The sequence below is a fragment of the Microbacterium cucumeris genome, from assembly GCF_058349845.2.
Window position 1 is genome coordinate 1,230,769 of sequence record NZ_JBYRIZ020000001.1, and the last position, 19,177, is coordinate 1,249,945.

Consider the following 19,177-nt stretch of genomic DNA (forward strand, 5'->3'; position numbering starts at 1 on the left):
TCTTGAAAATCTGCGCGGGGACGGGTTCCCCGGATGGCCGCTGAAGAAGCAGCACTGACATCGATGTTAACGAGGCAGGCTGGGAAATACCCAGATGTGGGAACTCATGCCATACTGAACTCGGCCCAACGGTGGGCCACGGTGGGTGCTACCCGCCGCTTCCATCACTACGGATCGTCCGGCACGTACCTGCCGGTGAAGGAGAAATGCCATGGCATCTGTCACGTTCGATGACGCCACCCGCCTGTACCCCGGCGGAACCCGTCCCGCTGTCGACAAGCTCAACCTCGAAGTGGGAGACGGCGAGTTCCTCGTCCTGGTCGGCCCCTCCGGTTGCGGTAAGTCCACCTCGCTGCGCATGCTCGCCGGCCTCGAAGAGGTCAACGCCGGCCGCATCCTCATCGGCGACCGCGACGTCACCGACGTCCCGCCGAAGGACCGTGACATCGCGATGGTCTTCCAGAACTACGCCCTGTACCCGCACATGACCGTCGCCGAGAACATGGGCTTCGCGCTCAAGATCGCGGGCGTCGGCAAGGAGGAGCGCGCTGCTCGCGTTCTCGAGGCCGCCAAGCTCCTCGACCTCGAGCAGTACCTGACCCGCAAGCCGAAGGCCCTCTCGGGTGGTCAGCGTCAGCGTGTCGCCATGGGTCGCGCCATCGTCCGCCAGCCGCAGGTGTTCCTCATGGACGAGCCGCTGTCGAACCTCGACGCCAAGCTCCGCGTGCAGACCCGTACGCAGATCGCGTCGCTGCAGCGCCGCCTGGGCGTCACCACCGTCTACGTCACGCACGACCAGACCGAGGCCCTCACCATGGGTGACCGCATCGCGGTCCTCAAGGACGGCATCCTCCAGCAGGTCGGTTCGCCGCGCGACCTGTACGAGAAGCCGAACAACGTGTTCGTCGCCGGCTTCATCGGCTCCCCCGCCATGAACCTGTTCGCGGCGGACCTCGCCGAGGGCGGCGTCCAGTTCGGCTCCGAGGTCGTCCCGCTCGACCGTGACACGGTCGGCCGTGCCACGGGCAGCCAGGTCACGGTCGGCGTGCGCCCCGAGGACATCACCGTCGGCCCTGCCGACGGCAAGGGCCTCGCGGTGACGGTCGACCTCGTCGAGGAGCTCGGTGCTGACGGCTACCTGTACGGCCACACGGACATCAACGGCAAGCGCACCGACATCGTCGCGCGCGTCGACGGCCGCAGCCACCCGAACGCGGGCGAGACCGTCACGCTGGCCGCCAACCCCGGCCACGTGCACGCCTTCGACCTCGAGTCGGGCGATCGCCTGAACGACAAGCCGGTCGTCTCGGCGGCGTAAGTCCGCCTCACACGCGGCGCGGGCCGACCTTCGGGTCGCCCGCGCCGCGTCGTTTCCGGATCGATCTCGAGGAGCACCATGCAGGACGCCTTGCGCATCACCGCGAGCACCGTGGACCCGGGCCTGCTCGGCCTGCCGTGGTCCGTGCCGCTGGCGAAATGGCCGTCCGAGCACATCGTCTCCCTCCCCAAGGGGCTGTCGCGTCACCTGGTGCGCTTCGCGGATCTCTCCGGACGCGTCGTCGCCGTGAAGGAGACGACGGGTGAGATGGCCAGGCGCGAGTACGAGATGCTCGGCAGCCTCGCGCGGCTCGACGTCCCGTGCGTCTCGCGCGTCGCCGTCATCGACGGGCGGACCGACGCCGCGGGCGCGCCGCTTCCCGCCGTGCTCGTGACCTCGCACCTGCGCTTCTCGATGCCCTACCGAGCCCTGTTCACCCGCGTGCTCCGCCCCGACACGGCGACCCGTCTCGTCGACGCTCTGGCCCTGCTGCTCGTGCGGCTGCACAACGTCGGCTTCTACTGGGGCGACGTGTCGCTGTCGAACACGCTGTTCCGCCGGGATGCCGGGGCGTTCGCCGCCTACCTCGTGGACGCCGAGACGGGAGAGCTGCACGAGGAGGGCCTCACGGACGGACAGCGCGCCTACGACCTCGACCTCGCCCGGACGAACATCGCCGGGGAGATCATGGACCTCGCCGCGGGCGGGCGACTCGAGCACGGGGTGGATGCCGTGGCCATCGCCGACGGCATCGTGTCGTCCTATCGGTCCCTGTGGGCTGCGCTGACCGCCGAGGAGTCGTTCTCGGCCAACGAGACGTGGCGCATCACCGAGCGCGTCGAGCGGCTGAACGCGCTCGGATTCGACATCGACGAGATGTCGATGACGACCACGGCCGACGGCACGCTCGTCGAGATCCAGCCGAAGGTCGTGGACGCCGGTCACCACCAGCGCCGCCTCATCCGCCTCACCGGCCTCGACGTCGAGGAGAACCAGGCGCGCCGCCTGCTGAACGACCTGGACGAGTTCCGCGCCCGCTCGAAGAAGCAGTGGGCCGACGAGGAGATGTACGCGCACGAGTGGCTGACCCGCGTGTTCGAGCCGGTCGTGCGCGCGATCCCCTACGACCTGCGCGCAAAGCTCGAGCCCGCCGAGGTGTTCCACCAGGTCCTCGAGCATCGCTGGTACCTGTCGCAGGCGCAGGGGCGCTCGGTGCCACTGGCCGAGGTCCTGACGAGCTACATCAACGAGGTGCTGCGCCACCGCCGCGATGAGGCCACCATCATGGGTCCCCCGACCGAGACGATGTCGCTGCCGGTGGTGACGGGCGCAGTCCCGGTCTCCGACGACACCGCGGACATCGACTGGCGCGACCTCGTGTAGTCACCACGTCTGCGAACTGGGCGTGGGGATCAGTACCCGACCGTGAACCGTTCGCGGTGGTGGTTGCCCTGCTCGATCTCGTCCACGACGGCGATCGCGAAGTCGGCGCCCGAGATGTAGGACTTGCCGTCCTCGTCCCGCACGAGCACGTCGCCGCCGTCCCGGTAGTGGCCGGTGCGCTCCCCCTCCGCCCACGGCCCGAACACCTCGGCGGGGTGGATGAAGAACCAGTCGAGCCCGGCATCCGAGGACTCCAGCAGTGCGAGCGAGTCGATGCCGACCTGCGCCTCGTGCTTGTACTCCTCGGGGAACCCGGAATCGAACAGCCGGGGACCGCCGGGCGCCACGAGGCTGCCGCCGGCACCGCCGACGACGCCCAGTCGCGTGGGTGTGCCGGCGAGCTTCGCGATGAGGCCCCGCAGAGCGTCCAGGACGCCGTCGGTCATGTCGCCCCGCGGGGAGAGCGCGGAGACCACGGCATCCGCTCCGTCGAAGACGTCGCCCAGGGCGTCGATGTCCAGCACGGAGCCCTGCACGGCGAGCGCGCCGTCCACCGGGTTCTCCGGCTTCGAGCGCGAGACCGAGATCACCTCGTGGCCGCGGCTCACCGCCTCCTGCACGATGTGGCGACCGGCGTAGCCGGTTCCTCCGATGACGACGATGCGCGCCATGCGATCACTTCCCCTGATTGGTGGCGTTCCGGACGGTCGAGACCTGATAGAGCGCGACGGATGCCGCGATCCCGGCGTTCAACGATTCGGTCGCCGCCGAGATCGGGATCGAGACGATCTGGTCGCAGGTCTCGGTGACGAGTCGCGACAGCCCCTTGCCCTCGGAGCCGATCACGAGGACGACAGGGCGGTCGGCGAGTTCCAGGGACGGCAACGAGACGTCGCCGTCGCCGTCAAGGCCCAGCACGAACACGCCTTGCTTCTTGAACTCCTTGAGCTGCGTGGTGAGGTTCGTCGCCAGCGCCACGGGGACGCGTGCGGCAGCCCCGGCGCTCGTCTTCCAGGCCGCCGAGTTCACCCCGGCGGAACGGCGCTGCGGCAGGATGACGCCGTGTCCGCCGAACGCCGCCGTCGACCGGATGATCGCACCGAGGTTACGCGGGTCGGTCACGCCGTCCAGAGCGACGAACAGCGGGACCTCGTCCCGGTCGATCACCTGCTCGAGCAGGTCCTGCGGGTGCGCGTACTCGTACGGCGGGACCTTGAGCGCGACGCCCTGGTGCACGCCGTCGAAGCCAGCCATGCGGTCGAGCTCCTGGCGAGTGACCTCGAGGATCGCGATGTCGCGGTTCTTGGCGAGCGCGAGCATCTCCTTGACGCGGTCGTCCATCTCCACGCGCTGCGCGATGTAGAGCGCGGTCGCGGGGATCCGCGTGCGCAGCGCCTCGAGGACGGAGTTGCGTCCGGTCACCGTCTCGGTGTCAGCGGTGTTGTCCTTCGAACGCGCGCTGCGGTTCGGGTTCCCGCCGGTGGTCTGGCGCTTGCCCGCGACCCCCGGACGCCCCTTTCCGCCGGCGGCGGCGTAGCGCTCGGCAGCGGCCTTGCGCTTCCCGGCCACATGCCAGGAGCGGTCTTCGGCCTTGGGCGTAGGTCCGCGCCCTTCCAGAGCCTTCCGTCCGAGCCCGCCGGTGCCCTTGGTGGGGCCCTTCTTCTTGCCCTTGCCCGCTGAGGGGTTGCCTGGCTTAGCCATCGATGCTCCAATGCGTTCCGTCCGGAGTGTCCTCCAGAGTGATACCCGCCGCCGCGATCGCATCGCGGATGCGATCGGCTGCGGCCCAATCCTTGTCGGCGCGTGCTTGCGCGCGCTGGTCGATCATCGTGCGCACGAGCGCGTCGAGCGCATCGCCTTCCGTTCCGCCGTCGCCCCGCCAGCGCGGCGACAGGGGGTTGATCCCCAGCACCTCGGTCATCGCGGTGACCCCTGAGAACGCGGAGCGCACGGCGTCGTCCTCTCCCCGATCGAGAGCCCCGTTGCCGGCGCGCACGGTCTCGTGCAGCACGGCGAGCGCCTGCGGCACCCCGAGGTCGTCGTCCATCGCGGCGAGGAACGCGGGCGGCAGTTGATCCGCAGCCGATGCCGCGGACTGCTCACCTATCGTGCGGACGGCGCGCTCGAGGAAGGTCCGGATGCGCCCCAGCGCCGATTCTGCCTCGGCCCAGGACGACTCGGTCAGATCCAGACTCGACCGGTAGTGCGCTGCGGCGAGCGCATAGCGGACGACGAGCGGATCGTGCGCGCCGAGCACATCGGCGGCGAGCGTGAAGTTGCCGAGCGACTTCGACATCTTCTGGCCGTCCACGGTCACGAGGCCGTTGTGCACCCAGTAACGGGCGAACCCGTCGCCGGCGGCGGTCGACTGGGCGAGCTCGTTCTCGTGGTGCGGGAAGCGCAGGTCGAGGCCGCCGCCGTGGATGTCGAACTCCGCCCCCAGATAGCGCTTGGCCATCGCGGAGCACTCGATGTGCCATCCGGGCCGGCCGCGGCCCCAGGGGGAGCTCCAGCTCGCGTCGACCGGCTCGTCGGGCTTGGCGCCCTTCCAGAGCGCGAAGTCCTGCGGATTGCGCTTGCCTCGGGGGTCGGCGTCCTCCGCGGGCTCCATCGCGTCGACGGACTGGTGCGTGAGCGCGCCGTACTCCGCCCAGGATCGCACGTCGAAGTACACGTCGCCGGATCCGTCCGGGGCCGGATAGGCGTGCCCTCGTTCGATCAGCACCTCGATGAGTTCCTGCATCTGCGGGATCGACCCGGTCGCACGCGGCTCGTAGGTGGGCGGAAGGATGCCGACTCCGGCGTACGCGGCGGCGAACTCCTGCTCCATCCGATAGGCCAGGGCCCACCAGGTCTCGGCATCCGTCGCGTTCGCCAGCACCTTGTCGTCGATGTCGGTGACGTTGCGGACGACCGTCACGCGTCCGTACCGGAACTGCAGCCAGCGCCGCAGCAGGTCGAAGCCCAGCGCCGCCCGGACGTGACCGATGTGCGGTCCGGACTGCACCGTGGGTCCGCACACGTACATCGTGATGTTCTCGGGGTCGAGAGGCACGAAGTCGCGCAACTGCTGTGCGCGGGTGTCGTAGAGGCGGATCGTCACCGCACCAGCCTACCGGCGCCGTGCTGGACGCCCGCCTGTGTCACGCTCGCCCGGGCATCCTGCCGACCGTACGGGTCAGGACGCCGGGATGAGCAGGGCGACGGCCGTGACAGCGATGCCCTCACCGCGCCCAGGGAACCCCAGACCGTCGGTCGTCGTCGCCGCCACGGTCACGCGTGCTCCGCCGAGCGCGGCCGAAAGAACCCGCTCGGCCTCGGCCCGGCGCGCGCTGAAGCGGGGACGGTTCCCCTGGAACTGCACCGACACGTTGCCGATTCGGAAACCGGCCGCCGTGACGAGCTCGAGCGTCCTGGCGAGGAACACGTCGGCGTGCGCACCCGCGTACTCCGGATGCGCCGTGCCGAAGTGCTGCCCGATGTCTCCAAGGCCCGCGGCGCTCAGCAGGGCGTCCACGATGGCGTGCGCCACGGCGTCGCCGTCCGAGTGCCCCGACAGCGCGGGCTCGTCCGGCCACTCCAGGCCCGCGAGCCACAGGCTCCCTTCGCCGCCGAAGGCGTGCACGTCGGTGCCGATCCCGATGGACGGCACGAGCGGGATCGATGCCGCGCCCGGCCCGCCACCGGCGAGCAGGTGACGCGCCCGCTCGAGGTCCGCGGGTGTGGTGATCTTGAAGGCGCGCTCGGAACCTGCGACGTGGCGGACCGGATGACCGGCCGCGGCGTACAGCGCCGCGTCGTCGGTGTACTCGACGGCGGCGGCGAGCGCCGTCGCATAGGCCGCCTCCAGGGGAAGCCGCGGGAACCCCTGCGGTGTCTGGGCGGCCGCGAGCTCGGCGCGGTCGACGGCGGAGAGCACCTGGGCGGCGTCGACGCGCTTGAGCGTGTCGACGACCGGGAGCACGGGGATGACCCCGGCGTCATCGGTCACGGCATCCGCGACGGCATCGATCTGCGCGGCCGGGGTCAGCGCCCGCGCGGCGTCGTGCACGAGAACCCGCGTGACGTCGCCCCACAGCGCCGCCAGCCCCGCGGCGACCGATAGCTGACGCGTCTCGCCTCCGGTGACGACGCGCCCCAGATCGGCGCGTTCGCCGGCCGCGGCGCGCAGCTCGCTCTCGGCGTCTCCCTCGAATCCGGCCGGAGCCACCACGACGACCTGCATCGGCCGCGCGGCGAACACGCCGTCGAGGGCGTGGCGCAGGATCGAACGTCCGTCGATGCCGACCAGGGCCTTCGGCCCGCCGGCGCGCAACCGCGTCCCCGATCCTGCGGCGACGACGATGACGGCGGTGTCGGGAACCGGGAGCAGAGTCATGCCCTCACGCTACCCGCGGTCGGTCCCGGACACGGAAAAGGCGGATGCCGAAGCATCCGCCTTTCCGGAATCCTGAATCAGGAGGCCAGCACCTCGTCGAGGAGCGACCCGGCCTTCTCCTCGTCGATCTTCTCGGCGAGCGCGAGCTCGGAGATGAGGATCTGACGGGCCTTGGCCAGCATGCGCTTCTCACCCGCGGAGAGTCCGCGGTCCTGGTCGCGGCGCCACAGGTCGCGGACGACCTCGCTGACCTTGATGACGTCACCGGAGGCGAGCTTCTCCAGGTTCGCCTTGTAGCGACGGGACCAGTTCGTGGGCTCCTCGGTGAAGGGGGCGCGCAGCACCTCGAACACGTGGTCGAGGCCCTCTTTGCCGATGACATCCCTGACCCCGACCAGGTCGACGTTCTCGGCCGGGACCTCGATGATCAGATCCCCCTGCGTGACGTTGAGCTTCAGATACTTCTTCGTCTCGCCCTTGATGATGCGGTCCTTGACCTCGATGATCGTCGCGGCCCCGTGGTGCGGATAGACGACCGTCTCGCCAACCTCAAAAAGCATAAAAGCGTGTCCTTTCGGCAAACTCCAGGATACCACAGGCGACATGCACTAAAGTTTGCCCCGCACTGTCCCGACGGGCCCTCCGGCGTACGCATAGAATGGACGTGCACTTCCCGCCGCATCTCAGGAGGACCCGTGAAATCGCGCCTTGCTGCGTCTGTCGTTCTCAGCGCTCTCGTGCTGACGGGTGCGACGGGGTGCACCTTCATCACCCCGCAGGCGAGCACCATCGCCTACTCCGCCTCGGACGGGGTGAACGTCTCCGACACCGCCGGCCCCGTCGTCGTGCGCAACGCCATGATCATCGCCGACGAGAACGGCGAGCTCGGCAACCTCGTCGCCGCGTTCGTGAACGGGTCGCAGGACGACGCCGTCGTCACCGTCGAGCTGCAGGGTCTGGAGCCCTTCGAGGTCGAGGTCGCCGCCGGCGAGACCGTCAGCCTCGGTGCGAACGAGGAGCCGCTGCTGCTGGACGCCGCGGCCTCCGGCGGGGAGCTGACCCTCGCCCCCGGTTCCACCGTCGAGGTGTACTTCCAGTCCGGTGACGGCACCGGGGCCGCCGCGAACGTCCCCGTCCTCGACGGCACGCTCCCCTACTACTCCGACCTCGTGCCGGAACCGGTCGAGGAGGTCATCATCATCGACGACGAGGTGGCCGTCCCGACGCAGACGCCGGTTCCCACCGACGCCCCCGACGCCGAGGAGTCCGAGGAGCACTGACCCTCGGACTCCTGACACGGAGAAGGCCGGTCGCCCCGCGGGGCGACCGGCCTTCTCCGTGCGGGCCTCAGCCTTCGAAGCGATAGCCCAGTCCCCGCACCGTGACGAGCATCGCGGGCTCGGACGGGTTCTCCTCGATGCGGGACCGGATGCGCTTGATGTGCACGTCGAGCGTCTTGGTGTCGCCGAAGTAGTCGCTGCCCCACACGCGATCGATCAGCTGGCCCCGGGTGAGCACGCGTCCGGCGTTGCGCATGAGGACCTCGAGCAGCTCGAACTCCTTCAGCGGCATGTTGATCTGCGACCCCGCCACCGTGACGGTGTGCCGGTCGATGTCCAGACTCACCCGTCCGCCGTCGAGCACCCGCTCGTCGAGCTCGCTCTCGGCCTGCACGACCCGACGCAGGACGGCCCGCATGCGGGCGAGCAGCTCGCGCGAGGAATAGGGCTTGGTGATGTAGTCGTCGGCGCCGAGCTCGAGCCCGACGACGATGTCCACCTCCGAGTCCTTCGCCGTCAGCATGATGATCGGCACGGCGGACGTGGAGCGGATCTGCCGGCACACCTCGGTTCCCGGCATGCCGGGCAGCATCAGGTCGAGCAGGACGATGTCGGCCCCCTGCTCGCGGAACGCGTTCAGCGCGCCGGGTCCGTCCTCGGCGATCTCGACCTCGTAGCCCTCCCGGCGCAGCAGGTAGGCCAGAGGGTCTGCGAGGTCCGGTTCGTCCTCGACGAGAAGGATGCGGGTCATACGCTCTCTCCGGTACGGGCGCGTGCCGCCTTGGCGGCCTTCTTCGCGCGCTTCTTCTTGGTCTTCTTCCCGGCGTCCTCGGGCGCAGGCGCCTCGATGCGCGGAAGGCGGATCGTGAACGTCGAGCCGCGTCCGGGACGCGACCAGACGCGCACTTCGCCGCCGTGGCGGTGCACGGCGTGCTTGACGATCGACAGGCCGAGCCCGGTCCCTCCGGTGCGCCGCGAGCGCGCCTCGTCGGCACGGTAGAAGCGCTCGAAGATGCGGTCCCGGTCGGCCTCGGAGATCCCGATGCCCTGATCGGAGACGGCGATCTCGACGACGTCGCCGTCCGCCTTCACTCCGACGCCCACGCGCGATCCGCGCGGCGAGTACACGATGGCGTTCGCGATGAGATTGCCGACCGCCTCGATGAGGATCTGCGCGTCTCCGCGCACCCAGATCTCGCGGTCGCCGCCGCGCGCGAGTTCGACTCCGGCGGAGTCGGCCTGGACGGAGTGCGCTTCGACCGAGGCCGCGATCACCTCGTCGATCGCGACGTTCGCGACATCCGACAGACCATCCGCGGCCTGCAGTCGGGACAGGCTCATGATGCGCCCCGTGAGCTGGCCGAGGCGCGCGGCCTCCGCCGAGATGCGGCTCGCGAACACGCGGACCTGCGCGGGGTCGTCCGCGGCGGACTCGATCGCCTCCGCGAGCAGGCTGACCGCGCCGACCGGGGTCTTCAGCTCGTGGCTGGTGTTCGCGACGAAGTCGCGCCGCACCTGGTCCAGACGCTCCTGCTCCGTGACGTCGCGGATCACCAGGAGCGTGAGCCGGGCTCCGACCGCGCTGGCGCGGGCGGAGACGAGCCGGGGATCCAGCGTCGTCCCCCCGCGGCTGATGCGCATGGTCTGGGTCTCGGACGCCCCCGTGGAGCGCACGGTGCGCACCAGCTGGCGCAGCTCCTGATTGTCGAGGATCGACCCGACGGTGATGCCGAACCGCTCGGCGGCGTGCGAAGTGGCGAGGACGAGACCGGACGCGTCGACGACGCACGCGGCATCCTCCATGCTCTCCAGGACGTCCGTCGTCCCGGCGGGGATCGCGGTGGAGGTCTCCGCCTCGGCCTGCGCCCTGGCGCGATAGGCGAGGTAGATGAGCCCGCAGATCCCGGCTCCGATCAGCACGCCGACAGCGAGGGCGAGCAGCGCGATCTGCGGCGTGGTCATACGACAAGCGTAGAGTGCGTTCACCGGCGCCTCGGCGGGTTTCCGCGCCAGAACGGGTGCCGGCGAACTACTATTCACGTTCTGGGCACCATTCGTTAACCTTCGACGAACACAATCGCCTCGGGCCCGCGCGCTGCGCTGCGCCCGCTGATCGGCCATCCGCGCCGCTGAGACCCGAAAGGTTGCGCCGCACATGCGCGAAGTCTTCCACCAGTCCCTTGAGGACCTGCAGTCCCGTCTCGTGGAGATCGCCGATCTCGTCACGGTCTCGATCGACAAGGCCACGCGCGCGTTCGCGACCAGCGACGTGGGCCTGGCCGAGGAGGTCATCAGCGACGACGCCAAGATCGACGAGCTCGCCGTCGCACTGGACGAGCAGGCGATCGAGATCCTCGCCCGCCAGCAGCCCGTCGCCCGCGACCTCCGGATCGTCGTGACCGCGCTGCGGGTGAGCGCGTCTCTCGAGCGCATGGGCGACATGAGCGAGCACATCGCGCAGCTCGCGCGGCTGCGCTTCCCCGAGCGCGCCATCCCGAAGGGCCTCAAGGGCACCTTCATCCGGATGGGCGAGCTGGACGTCGAGATCGCGCGGACCCTGGCCGAGCTGCTGCGCACACAGGACCTGCGCTTCGCGGATGCGATCCGCAATGCGGACGACGACGTCGACGAGCTGCACGCGAGCGTGTTCGAGAAGGTGCTCAGCGACAACTGGAAGGGCGAGGCCCACGCGACCGTCGACGCCACGCTCGCGAGTCGCTACCACGAGCGCTTCGCCGACCACGCCGTCGCCGTCGCGAAGAAGGTCGTCTACCTCTCCACCGGCGACTGGGCCGTGCAGGAGGAGGACATCGTGCTCGCCCTGGAGGCGCAGGAGGCTGAGCAGCAGGAGCTCGGACACGCCTGATCTCCGGCGCCACCCACGCGAGAGACCTCTCCCTGCCCGCCGGAGACCTCTCACCAGCAACGAGACCCCGTCGTATCCGCGTGGATACGACGGGGTCTCGTCACGGAGAAGAGGTCTCTCCGCTACTTCTTGCCCTGAGCAGCGACCGCGGCGGCACCGGCGGCGGCGGCCTCGGGGTCGAGGTAGCGGCCAGGACCGGTGGGCACGTTGTCCTCATCGAGCTCGTAGACCAGCGGGATGCCGGTCGGGATGTTGAGCTCGGCGATGTCCTCGTCGCTGATGCCGTCGAGGTGCTTGACCAGGCCGCGCAGCGAATTGCCGTGCGCCGTCACGAGGACCGTCTTGCCCGCCTCGAGGTCCGGGATGATCGCGCTCTCCCAGTAGGGCAGCAGTCGGTCGATCACGAGCTTGAGGGATTCGGTGCGCGGCACCTCGCCGTCGATGCCCGCGTAGCGCGGGTCATTCACCTGGCTGAACTCGCTGTCATCGTCCAGGGGCGGCGGCGGCACGTCGAACGACCGACGCCAGAGCTGGAACTGCTCGGGGCCGAACTTCTCGAGGGTCTCGGCCTTGTCCTTGCCCTGGAGCGCACCGTAGTGGCGCTCGTTCAGACGCCACGAGCGGGACACGGGGATCCACAGCCGGTCGGCGGCGTCGAGGGCGATGTCGGCGGTCTGGATGGCCCGGCTGAGCAGCGACGTGTGCAGCACGTCCGGCAGGATGCCCGCCTCGGCGAGCAGCTCGCCGCCACGACGGGCCTCGGCCTCGCCCTGCGCGTTCAGGCGGACGTCCACCCAGCCGGTGAAGAGGTTCAGTTCGTTCCACTCGCTCCGGCCATGGCGGAGCAGGATCAGGGTGCGCGTCATGGTTCCAGCTTATCGAGCGCCCTGCGAGGATTGACCCATGGCGTCATCTCCGCTCGGCAGGCCGACGCGCGGCACCACGGGCACGAATCGCCTCCGCCGCAACGACCGCTGGATCGCCGCGTCGGCGGCCTTCCGCCGGGCCGCTGACCCGCTCGTCGTCGACCTCGGCTACGGGGCGAGCGGGGTCACCGCCTTCGAGCTGGCGTCGCGGCTGACGCGCATACGCCCGGATGCCGAGGTCCTCGGCCTCGAGCTCGATCCGCAGCGCGTCGCCCAGGCACGTGCCCAGCTCGAGGAGCTCCGCGCCGGTCGGACGTCGTTCGATCCGGATCTGCGGGTCGCCTTCGACCGCGGCGGCTTCGAGGTCCCCGTCGCGAGCGGCCGCAGGCCCGCGGTCATCCGCGCCATGAACGTGCTGCGGCAGTACGACGAGGCGGATGTCGCCGAGGCGTGGCGCACGGTCGCGTCCCGGCTGGCTCCCGGCGGCCTGTTCGTCGAGGGGACGTGCGACGAGATCGGACGGATTGCGACCTGGGTGGACGTCACCGCGGATGCCGAGCCGGTGCGGTTCACGCTGTCGCTGCGGCTGACCGATCTCGCTCGGCCCGGCATCATCGCCGAACGGCTGCCGAAGGCGCTCATCCACCGCAACGTCCCCGGCGAGCGCGTGCACGACCTGCTCCGAGACCTCGACCGGGAGTGGGAACGCGCGGCACCGCTGTCGACCTTCGGCGCCACGCAGCGCTTCGTCGCCGCGGCATCCGCGCTCAAGGCCGCAGGATGGCCGGTGCTCGGGGGACGCAGCCGCTGGCGCCTCGGCGAGCTGACCGTCCCATGGGCGGCCGTCGCGCCCGCGCCGCCCTCGTCGGCTCGTTGAGCTGGCCTCCCACTTCCGCTCGTCGAGCGAGGAGCCTCCCCTCTCCCGCTCGTTGAGCGAGGAGCGCAGCGACGAGTCGAAACGCGGCGCCCACCCGCGCCGCTCGGTGAGGAAAGACGTCAGCGACGACGGGACAGCCGCGTCAGCCGGGGCACATCGACCGTCGCCCCGGCATCCGCCGGCACGATCACCTGCTGGGCCGCAGCGACGTCGATGCCGTCGGCGCGCACGACGAGGTCTCCGTCCGGAGCGCGGCGAGACAGGATCGCCAGCGCGATAGGCCCCTCCTCGTGGTGACGGGCGACCGACGTCACGTGCCCGACCTCGTTCTCGCCGGCGAACACGGGCGCTCCCGGTCCGGGCAGCACGTCCTCGCTGCCGTCCAGGTGCAGTGCCGCGAGGCGGCGCGGCGGATGCCCGAGGTTGTGCACCTTCGCGACCGTCTCCTGGCCGCGGTAGCACCCCTTGTTCAGGTGCACCGCACTGCGGATCCAGTCGGTCTCGTGCGGGAGGGAGCGCTCGTCGACCTCGGCGGCCCAGCGGGGACGCCACGCGGCGATCCGCAAGGCTTCGGCGGCCAGGAGCCCCGCGGCCTCGACGTGCCCGGCGAGGGCTGCTGCGGCATCCGCCTCGACGATCGCGACGCGCCACGCGTACCCGGCGGACGGATGCTCGGCCACGGTCGCGTACTGATGCCCGCCGCTCTGCACGTGCTCCCACGGATCCGCCCAGATCACGACTCGGGCGGGCAGCGCCTCCTCAGCGATCCCTCCGGCGAAGAACCCGAGCAGGGCGAGGTCGGGACGCAGCTCGACCGTCACCTGAGCGCGGAAGATCATGCGCTTCAGCCACGACACCAGCGCCTCGGCATCCTCCGCATCCGCGAGGAGCCAGGCCGAGGTCCCGTCGTCGACGATGCCCGCGGCGTGCTCGACGTGGCCCTGCGGGTCGAGGATCAGCAGTTCGCTGCTCTCCCCCGGTGCCATGCGGGTCGTGGCCTGCGAGGTGAACGAGTCCAGCCAGCTCAGCCGTTCCGGACCGGACACCTCGACGACGGCGCGATCCCCCAGCAGCGCGATCGCGTCGCCGGAGGCGAGCCGCCGCTGCTCCCGCATCGGCTCGCCGTAGTGGGCGATGACGCCGTCCTCCTGGACGGCACCGGGCAGATCCGCGAAACCGGTCATACCTTCGCCAGACGAGCGGATGCGTGCGACTTCAGCTCGGAGCCGAGCGCGGCGATGTCCCACGCCCACAGCAGATGCCCCTCGACGAGACCGTACATGCGGGTCGCGGCCGCATAGTCCTTGCCGCCGGCGCCGCGGACGATGGCGTCGGTGGCGATGTCGATCCGGGGGCCGGCGATCTCGCCCAGATACAACTCCAGCGCACCGTCCGAGTGCGCGATCGACACCTCCAGCGGGAACCCGCCGGAGGGCGCACGCAGCAGCTCGACGTCGTCGACCGTGCACGCGGGCGCATCCTCGAGAGGCGGAAGCAGTGCGGGTCCGGCATCTGCGGGACCCGCGGGGCGCGCGATGCGCCAGAACCCAGACTCCGCGACGAGTGGGACAGACGCTTCACCCTCGCCGCGCGGGACCCACCCGGTCGCGGCGTAGTTCAGGAACGGCCCGCCGTCGTGACTGAAGCTCACGCGGTGCGTGAACTCGCCCTCGAAGTGGTGGTCACCGGCGTGGTAGTCGATGACACCGGTCCCCTCCCAGACGCCCAGCAGCCAGGACAGCGGCGCGAGGTCGGCGGGGAGGTCGGTCGGCAGTTCGAGCACGGCTGTCAGCGCTGGCCGCGGAACAGGTTCCGCAGGACGACTCCGGAGACGAACACGATCGCGAGGCTCGCGAGTCCGAGCAGACCGATGAAGAAGAGCTCGAGCGCGAAAAGATCCATGCGGCCACTCTACCCCGCGGTCGCGATGGCGGCGAGGCCGAAGCCGACCGAGACGACTCCCATCAGCAGCAGCGCGCCCATGATGCTCGCCGACACCCGCACGACGAAGCCGTGCGTCCGGCCGTAGCCGAGCTGCACCGCGAACCCGAGCAGCACGACGCCGCCGAAGGAGACCAGCAGCGCCGGCATCCGCCAGGGCTCCGCGACGAAGATGCCGATCGCGACGGCCGCGAGCAGGGCGACCGACCACACGAGGATCATCCCGGTGAGGGCGTTGCGCGGAGCCAGGGCCGGTTCGGACATGGCTCCATTGTCCCCCAACGCCTCCGTCCTGCGAACCCCGCGGCACCGGCATCGGTATCATGGGCGCACGGCGTCGCACTCGATCGTCGTCAAGGGCGACGATCTCGACGCCCGAAAGGACGTTGCGTGGCCCTCCTTCTGATCCTGACATCCGCTCCCACCGCGGAGCCGGTCCTGCCCGCGCTGGATCTGCTCAGCCACCGGGTCCGCCAGATCCCCGCCGAGCCCGCGCAGCTCGTGTCGGCGCCGGAGAGCGACGTCGTGATCGTCGACGGACGTCACGATCTCGCCGGTGCGAAGTCCCTGTGCAAGCTGCTGCGCACCACGGGTCAGGATGCGCCACTGCTGCTGGTCGTCACGGAAGGCGGCATGAGCGCGGTGTCCGGGGACTGGGGCATCGACGATGTGCTGCTGGTCACCGCCGGGCCTGCCGAGGCCGACGCCCGCATCCGGCTCGCGATCGCCCGCAGCGAGGAATCGGCCGAGCCGTCACGGGTCCAGGCGTCCGGCGTCACGATCGACGAGCAGTCCTACTCCGCCAAACTGCACGGGCGTCCCCTGGACCTCACCTACAAGGAGTTCCAGCTCCTGCACTTCCTCGCGACGCACCCCTCCCGGGTGTTCACGCGCGAACAGCTGCTCAGCGAGGTGTGGGGATACGACTACTTCGGCGGCACCCGCACCGTCGACGTGCACGTCCGGCGTCTGCGCGCGAAGCTCGGCGACGCCGAGCAGATCATCGGCACGGTCCGCAACGTCGGCTATCGGTTCAACGTCTACGAGGACGACCAGCTCGCCGGAGCGCGCTGATCCCGTCGCAGTTCACACGCGCGTCACCTCCCGGTGCTTAGATGAATCCCATGATGGATCCCTCCCTCGCAGACGCCGGCCTCGGAGACGCCGAGGACGACGACTTCGACGCGCTCGCCTTCGAGGACGCGCAGCTGCCCGATCATCGCTATCTCGATCGCGAGCTGAGCTGGCTCGCGTTCAACCAGCGGGTGCTGGAGCTCGCCGAGGATCCGAGCCTGCCCGAGCTCGAACGGGCGAACTTCCTGGCCATCTTCGCCAGCAACCTCGACGAGTTCTTCATGGTCCGCGTCGCCGGACTCAAGCGCCGCATCCTCACCGGCCTCGCCGTCCCCACGAACGTGGGGCGCGCGCCCTCCGACGTCCTCTCCGACATCTCCCGGGAGGCGTACGCCCTGCAGCTGCGCCATTCCGAGGTCTGGACGAACGACGTCCGGCCGGCACTGGCCGACGCCGGCATCGAGATCTCCGAGTGGACCGACCTGACCGCGGCCGAGCGCGATGCGCTCGGCGAGTACTTCCAGGCGCAGGTGTTCCCCGTTCTCATGCCGCTGGCGGTCGATCCCGCGCACCCCTTCCCGTACATCTCGGGCCTCTCCCTGAACCTCGCGATCCGCATCCGCAACGCCCGGACGGGACGCCAGGAGTTCGCCCGCCTCAAGGTGCCGCCCATGCTGCCCCGATTCGTCGAGGTGCCCGGATCGAGCGAGATCAAGCGCTTCCTGCGGCTCGAGGAGCTCATCGCGAACCATCTGGGCGATCTCTTCCCCGGTATGGAGGTCCTGGACCACCATGCGTTCCGCCTCACCCGGAACGAGGACGTGGAGATCGAGGAGGACGAGAGCGAGAACCTCATCCAGGCGCTCGAGGCCGAGCTGCTGCGCCGGCGGTTCGGGCCGCCGATCCGGCTGGAGATCACGGACGACATGGACGAGCTCACGCTCGACCTGCTCGTGAAGGAGCTCGACATCACCGATCAGGAGGTCTACCGCCTGCCCGGTCCCCTCGACCTGCGCGGCCTGTTCGACCTCGGCCGCATCGAGCGCCCCGACCTGCGCTACCCGCCGCATCTGCCCACGACGGCGCTCGCGTTCCAGCCCGGGGACAACAACGAGCGCAGCGACGTCTTCTCCAGCATCCGCAAGCGCGACGTCCTCGTGCACCACCCGTACGAGTCCTTCGCGACGAGCGTCCAGGCGTTCCTCGAACAGGCCGCGCGCGACCCGCACGTGCTCGCCATCAAGCAGACGCTGTACCGCACCTCGGGCGACAGCCCCGTGGTCCAGGCCCTCATCGACGCCGCCGAGGCCGGCAAGCAGGTGCTGGCGCTGGTCGAGGTGAAGGCGCGCTTCGACGAGGCCAACAACATCGTCTGGGCCCGCAAGCTCGAGAAGGCCGGCGTGCACGTCGTCTACGGGCTGGTGGGCCTGAAGACGCACTGCAAGCTCGCGCTCGTCATCCGCGAGGAGGACGGGATGCTGCGGCACTACTCCCACATCGGCACGGGCAACTACAACCCGAAGACCAGCCGGATCTACGAGGACTTCGGCCTGTTCACCGCCGACCCGCAGGTCGGCAAGGACCTCACGCGGCTGTTCAACGAGCTCAGCGGCTACGCGATCGAGAAGAAGTTCAAGCGCCTCCTCGTCGCACCGCTGCACCTGCGCAAGGGGCTGCTGCGCCTGATCGAGCGCGAGCGGCAGAACGCGCTCGAGGGCAAGCCGGCGCACATCCGCATCAAGGTCAACTCGATGGTCGACGAGCAGATCATCGACGGCCTGTACCGTGCCAGCGCCGACGGCGTGAAGGTCGACGTGTGGGTGCGCGGCATCTGCAGCCTGCGCACCGATCTTCCCGGCATCAGCGACAACATCACCGTGCGCAGCATCCTGGGCCGGTATCTGGAGCACTCCCGGATCTTCGCGTTCCACAACGACGGGGACCCGCAGGTCCATATCGGCAGCGCCGACATGATGCACCGGAACCTCGACCGTCGCGTCGAAGCACTCGTGCGCGTGGTGGACCCCGCGCACATCGAGGAGCTCATCGCGCTGTTCGACCGTGCCATGGACGACGGCACGAACTCCTGGCACCTGGGTGCCGAGGGCGTCTGGGTGCGCCACACGGTGGATGCCGAGGGCAAGCCGCTCATCGACCTGCAGGACAGGACGATGAGCCAGATCCGCAGGCGGCGTCGCAGCCGCTCGGTGCGATGACGGTCCGGCAGGTTCAGGACGCTCCCGTGGAGGTGGTGCGCGACGACAAGGCGGTCTACGCCGCCGGGGCCGTCGTGTGGCGCCTGATCGACGGCAAGCTCCGCGTCCTGCTGATCCACCGCACGAAGTACCGGGACGTGACCCTCCCCAAGGGCAAGGTGGATCCCGGCGAGATGCTCGCCGAGACCGCCGTGCGCGAGGTTCATGAGGAGACCGGCATCCGCGTGTCGCTCGGCGTGCCGGTCGGCGTCAGCCGCTATTTCATGCGCCCGAAGCGCCAGAAGGTCGTGCACTACTGGGCGGCGGAGGCGACCGAGGAGGCCATCCGACGGTCCACCTTCGTGCCCAACAGCGAGATCGCCGCGATCGAATGGGTGAGCCTGAAGAAGGCCAGGGCGCAGCTGAGCTATCCGGTCGATGTCGAGATCCTGGACGCGTTCGCCACGCTCGTCGACGACGGCGTGCTGCACACGTTCCCCGTGATCGCTCTGCGCCACGCCAAAGCCGTGTCGCGCTCTGAGTGGGACGGCCCGGACGCCTCGCGCCCGCTCACCGAGCGGGGCCGGCGCCAGGCCAGGGCGATCGTCGAGCCGCTGCGCGCCTTCGGCGTCCGCCGGATCGTGACGAGCGACGCCGCACGGTGCGTGCAGACCGTCGCGCCTCTCGCGAAGGCGCTGGACCGCAAGCCGGTCGAGACGCCGCGGCTGAGCCAGGATGCCTGGGAGGACGGCTTCTCCGACGTCCGCGCCGTCATCGGCAAACGCGTGCGCGCCCGCAAGCCCGCCGTGGTCTGCAGCCACGGCCCCGTGCTGCCGGACGTCCTCACCGAGATCGCGCTCGCGACCGGTACGCTGCGCGGCTCATACGTGTCCAGCGCCTCAGCCCTTGAGGTCGGCGCGTTCTCGGTCGTGCACCTCTCGGCGACCAATCCCGGCTCCGGGATCATCTCGATCGAGACCCACGTCCCGAAGGTCTGAG

The 19,177-nt window shown here is 69.9% G+C and carries 19 protein-coding genes; 8 read left to right on the plus strand and 11 right to left on the minus strand.

Features of this window, described 5'->3' with window-relative positions; translation table 11 throughout:
* Nucleotides 1-211: 211 nt before the first annotated feature.
* Together AC3RXZ_RS06085 and AC3RXZ_RS06090 are read left to right on the plus strand one after the other, a co-directional pair.
* The gene (locus AC3RXZ_RS06085) at nucleotides 212-1,318 is read left to right on the plus strand and encodes an ABC transporter ATP-binding protein (RefSeq protein ID WP_243224625.1); all 1,107 of its coding nucleotides are present in this window, start codon (nucleotides 212-214) and stop codon (nucleotides 1,316-1,318) included.
* 78 nt (nucleotides 1,319-1,396) lie between these two features.
* A complete protein-coding gene (locus tag AC3RXZ_RS06090) occupies nucleotides 1,397-2,701 on the plus strand; it encodes a DUF4032 domain-containing protein (RefSeq protein WP_243224624.1) in 1,305 nt (434 codons plus the stop codon).
* A 29-nt stretch (nucleotides 2,702-2,730) separates the two neighbouring features.
* Here the strand turns inward: AC3RXZ_RS06090 and AC3RXZ_RS06095 are convergent, their stop codons facing one another.
* The 5 genes from AC3RXZ_RS06095 to AC3RXZ_RS06115 form a co-directional block, all read right to left on the minus strand.
* Nucleotides 2,731-3,372: an NAD(P)-dependent oxidoreductase gene (locus AC3RXZ_RS06095; protein ID WP_491493433.1), complete on the minus strand. Its 642-nt coding sequence runs from the start codon at nucleotides 3,370-3,372 to the stop codon at nucleotides 2,731-2,733.
* A gap of 4 nt (nucleotides 3,373-3,376) precedes the next feature.
* Entirely contained in the window at nucleotides 3,377-4,402 is a 1,026-nt protein-coding gene (gene rlmB, locus AC3RXZ_RS06100) for a 23S rRNA (guanosine(2251)-2'-O)-methyltransferase RlmB (protein ID WP_491493434.1), read from the minus strand.
* Entirely contained in the window at nucleotides 4,395-5,804 is a 1,410-nt protein-coding gene (gene cysS / locus AC3RXZ_RS06105) for a cysteine--tRNA ligase (protein ID WP_491493435.1), read from the minus strand. Before cysS ends, rlmB begins: the two co-directional genes overlap by 8 nt.
* Before the next feature lie 75 nt (nucleotides 5,805-5,879).
* Nucleotides 5,880-7,079 carry a 2-C-methyl-D-erythritol 4-phosphate cytidylyltransferase gene (ispD, locus tag AC3RXZ_RS06110; RefSeq protein WP_491493436.1) on the minus strand — a complete coding sequence of 400 codons (1,200 nt, stop codon included), beginning with the start codon at nucleotides 7,077-7,079 and terminating at the stop codon, nucleotides 5,880-5,882.
* Nucleotides 7,080-7,156: 77 nt separating this feature from the next.
* Entirely contained in the window at nucleotides 7,157-7,639 is a 483-nt protein-coding gene (locus AC3RXZ_RS06115; protein ID WP_243224619.1) for a CarD family transcriptional regulator, read from the minus strand.
* Between the two features lie 135 nt (nucleotides 7,640-7,774).
* Between AC3RXZ_RS06115 and AC3RXZ_RS06120 the strand changes: the two genes are divergently transcribed.
* Nucleotides 7,775-8,359 (plus strand): DNA modification methylase, encoded by a 585-nt coding sequence (locus AC3RXZ_RS06120; RefSeq protein ID WP_243224618.1) that lies wholly within the window; start codon nucleotides 7,775-7,777, stop codon nucleotides 8,357-8,359.
* Nucleotides 8,360-8,426: 67 nt separating this feature from the next.
* Here AC3RXZ_RS06120 and AC3RXZ_RS06125 read toward each other — a convergent pair whose 3' ends face one another.
* Together AC3RXZ_RS06125 and AC3RXZ_RS06130 are read right to left on the minus strand one after the other, a co-directional pair.
* Nucleotides 8,427-9,110 (minus strand): response regulator, encoded by a 684-nt coding sequence (locus AC3RXZ_RS06125; protein WP_243224617.1) that lies wholly within the window; start codon nucleotides 9,108-9,110, stop codon nucleotides 8,427-8,429.
* Entirely contained in the window at nucleotides 9,107-10,321 is a 1,215-nt protein-coding gene (locus tag AC3RXZ_RS06130; protein WP_491493437.1) for a sensor histidine kinase, read from the minus strand. The genes AC3RXZ_RS06125 and AC3RXZ_RS06130 overlap by 4 nt, the downstream gene beginning before the upstream one ends.
* Before the next feature lie 193 nt (nucleotides 10,322-10,514).
* On the opposite strand from AC3RXZ_RS06130, the gene phoU reads away from it, so the two are divergent.
* The gene (phoU, locus tag AC3RXZ_RS06135; RefSeq protein WP_243224615.1) at nucleotides 10,515-11,225 is read left to right on the plus strand and encodes a phosphate signaling complex protein PhoU; all 711 of its coding nucleotides are present in this window, start codon (nucleotides 10,515-10,517) and stop codon (nucleotides 11,223-11,225) included.
* A gap of 122 nt (nucleotides 11,226-11,347) precedes the next feature.
* Here phoU and AC3RXZ_RS06140 read toward each other — a convergent pair whose 3' ends face one another.
* Nucleotides 11,348-12,091, minus strand: a complete 744-nt coding sequence (locus AC3RXZ_RS06140; protein WP_243224614.1) for a phosphoglyceromutase — start codon at nucleotides 12,089-12,091, stop codon at nucleotides 11,348-11,350.
* 37 nt (nucleotides 12,092-12,128) lie between these two features.
* Between AC3RXZ_RS06140 and AC3RXZ_RS06145 the strand changes: the two genes are divergently transcribed.
* Entirely contained in the window at nucleotides 12,129-12,968 is an 840-nt protein-coding gene (locus AC3RXZ_RS06145) for a class I SAM-dependent methyltransferase (protein ID WP_243224613.1), read from the plus strand.
* A gap of 119 nt (nucleotides 12,969-13,087) precedes the next feature.
* Here AC3RXZ_RS06145 and ygfZ read toward each other — a convergent pair whose 3' ends face one another.
* From ygfZ to AC3RXZ_RS06160, 3 genes are all read right to left on the minus strand, one after another.
* Nucleotides 13,088-14,152: a CAF17-like 4Fe-4S cluster assembly/insertion protein YgfZ gene (ygfZ, locus tag AC3RXZ_RS06150; RefSeq protein WP_491493438.1), complete on the minus strand. Its 1,065-nt coding sequence runs from the start codon at nucleotides 14,150-14,152 to the stop codon at nucleotides 13,088-13,090.
* Nucleotides 14,149-14,751: a nitrobindin family protein gene (locus AC3RXZ_RS06155; protein WP_491493439.1), complete on the minus strand. Its 603-nt coding sequence runs from the start codon at nucleotides 14,749-14,751 to the stop codon at nucleotides 14,149-14,151. The genes ygfZ and AC3RXZ_RS06155 overlap by 4 nt, the downstream gene beginning before the upstream one ends.
* A gap of 128 nt (nucleotides 14,752-14,879) precedes the next feature.
* On the minus strand, nucleotides 14,880-15,173 hold the full coding sequence (locus AC3RXZ_RS06160; RefSeq protein ID WP_243224610.1) for a hypothetical protein: 294 nt from the start codon (nucleotides 15,171-15,173) through the stop codon (nucleotides 14,880-14,882).
* Between the two features lie 126 nt (nucleotides 15,174-15,299).
* On the opposite strand from AC3RXZ_RS06160, the gene AC3RXZ_RS06165 reads away from it, so the two are divergent.
* The 3 genes from AC3RXZ_RS06165 to AC3RXZ_RS06175 are packed head-to-tail and all read left to right on the plus strand — an operon-like array spanning nucleotide 15,300 to nucleotide 19,176.
* On the plus strand, nucleotides 15,300-15,983 hold the full coding sequence (locus tag AC3RXZ_RS06165; RefSeq protein ID WP_491493440.1) for a winged helix-turn-helix transcriptional regulator: 684 nt from the start codon (nucleotides 15,300-15,302) through the stop codon (nucleotides 15,981-15,983).
* 50 nt (nucleotides 15,984-16,033) lie between these two features.
* The gene (locus AC3RXZ_RS06170; RefSeq protein ID WP_243224608.1) at nucleotides 16,034-18,199 is read left to right on the plus strand and encodes an RNA degradosome polyphosphate kinase; all 2,166 of its coding nucleotides are present in this window, start codon (nucleotides 16,034-16,036) and stop codon (nucleotides 18,197-18,199) included.
* Nucleotides 18,196-19,176 carry an NUDIX hydrolase gene (locus AC3RXZ_RS06175; RefSeq protein ID WP_491493441.1) on the plus strand — a complete coding sequence of 327 codons (981 nt, stop codon included), beginning with the start codon at nucleotides 18,196-18,198 and terminating at the stop codon, nucleotides 19,174-19,176. Before AC3RXZ_RS06170 ends, AC3RXZ_RS06175 begins: the two co-directional genes overlap by 4 nt.
* The last annotated feature ends 1 nt before the right edge of the window (nucleotide 19,177 follow it).

Excerpts from the sequence above, each read along its gene's own strand:
- AC3RXZ_RS06175 (WP_491493441.1), top strand. The coding sequence starts at position 18,196 with ATGACGGTCCGGCAGGTTCAGGACGCTCCCGTGGAGGTGGTGCGCGAC.
- AC3RXZ_RS06090 (WP_243224624.1), top strand. The coding sequence starts at position 1,397 with ATGCAGGACGCCTTGCGCATCACCGCGAGCACCGTGGACCCGGGCCTG.
- AC3RXZ_RS06085 (WP_243224625.1), top strand. The coding sequence starts at position 212 with ATGGCATCTGTCACGTTCGATGACGCCACCCGCCTGTACCCCGGCGGA.
- rlmB (WP_491493434.1), bottom strand. The coding sequence starts at position 4,402 with ATGGCTAAGCCAGGCAACCCCTCAGCGGGCAAGGGCAAGAAGAAGGGC.
- AC3RXZ_RS06125 (WP_243224617.1), bottom strand. The coding sequence starts at position 9,110 with ATGACCCGCATCCTTCTCGTCGAGGACGAACCGGACCTCGCAGACCCT.
- AC3RXZ_RS06145 (WP_243224613.1), top strand. The coding sequence starts at position 12,129 with ATGGCGTCATCTCCGCTCGGCAGGCCGACGCGCGGCACCACGGGCACG.
- AC3RXZ_RS06170 (WP_243224608.1), top strand. The coding sequence starts at position 16,034 with ATGATGGATCCCTCCCTCGCAGACGCCGGCCTCGGAGACGCCGAGGAC.
- AC3RXZ_RS06115 (WP_243224619.1), bottom strand. The coding sequence starts at position 7,639 with ATGCTTTTTGAGGTTGGCGAGACGGTCGTCTATCCGCACCACGGGGCC.
- ygfZ (WP_491493438.1), bottom strand. The coding sequence starts at position 14,152 with ATGACCGGTTTCGCGGATCTGCCCGGTGCCGTCCAGGAGGACGGCGTC.
- phoU (WP_243224615.1), top strand. The coding sequence starts at position 10,515 with ATGCGCGAAGTCTTCCACCAGTCCCTTGAGGACCTGCAGTCCCGTCTC.
- AC3RXZ_RS06140 (WP_243224614.1), bottom strand. The coding sequence starts at position 12,091 with ATGACGCGCACCCTGATCCTGCTCCGCCATGGCCGGAGCGAGTGGAAC.
- AC3RXZ_RS06160 (WP_243224610.1), bottom strand. The coding sequence starts at position 15,173 with ATGTCCGAACCGGCCCTGGCTCCGCGCAACGCCCTCACCGGGATGATC.
- ispD (WP_491493436.1), bottom strand. The coding sequence starts at position 7,079 with ATGACTCTGCTCCCGGTTCCCGACACCGCCGTCATCGTCGTCGCCGCA.
- AC3RXZ_RS06095 (WP_491493433.1), bottom strand. The coding sequence starts at position 3,372 with ATGGCGCGCATCGTCGTCATCGGAGGAACCGGCTACGCCGGTCGCCAC.
- AC3RXZ_RS06130 (WP_491493437.1), bottom strand. The coding sequence starts at position 10,321 with ATGACCACGCCGCAGATCGCGCTGCTCGCCCTCGCTGTCGGCGTGCTG.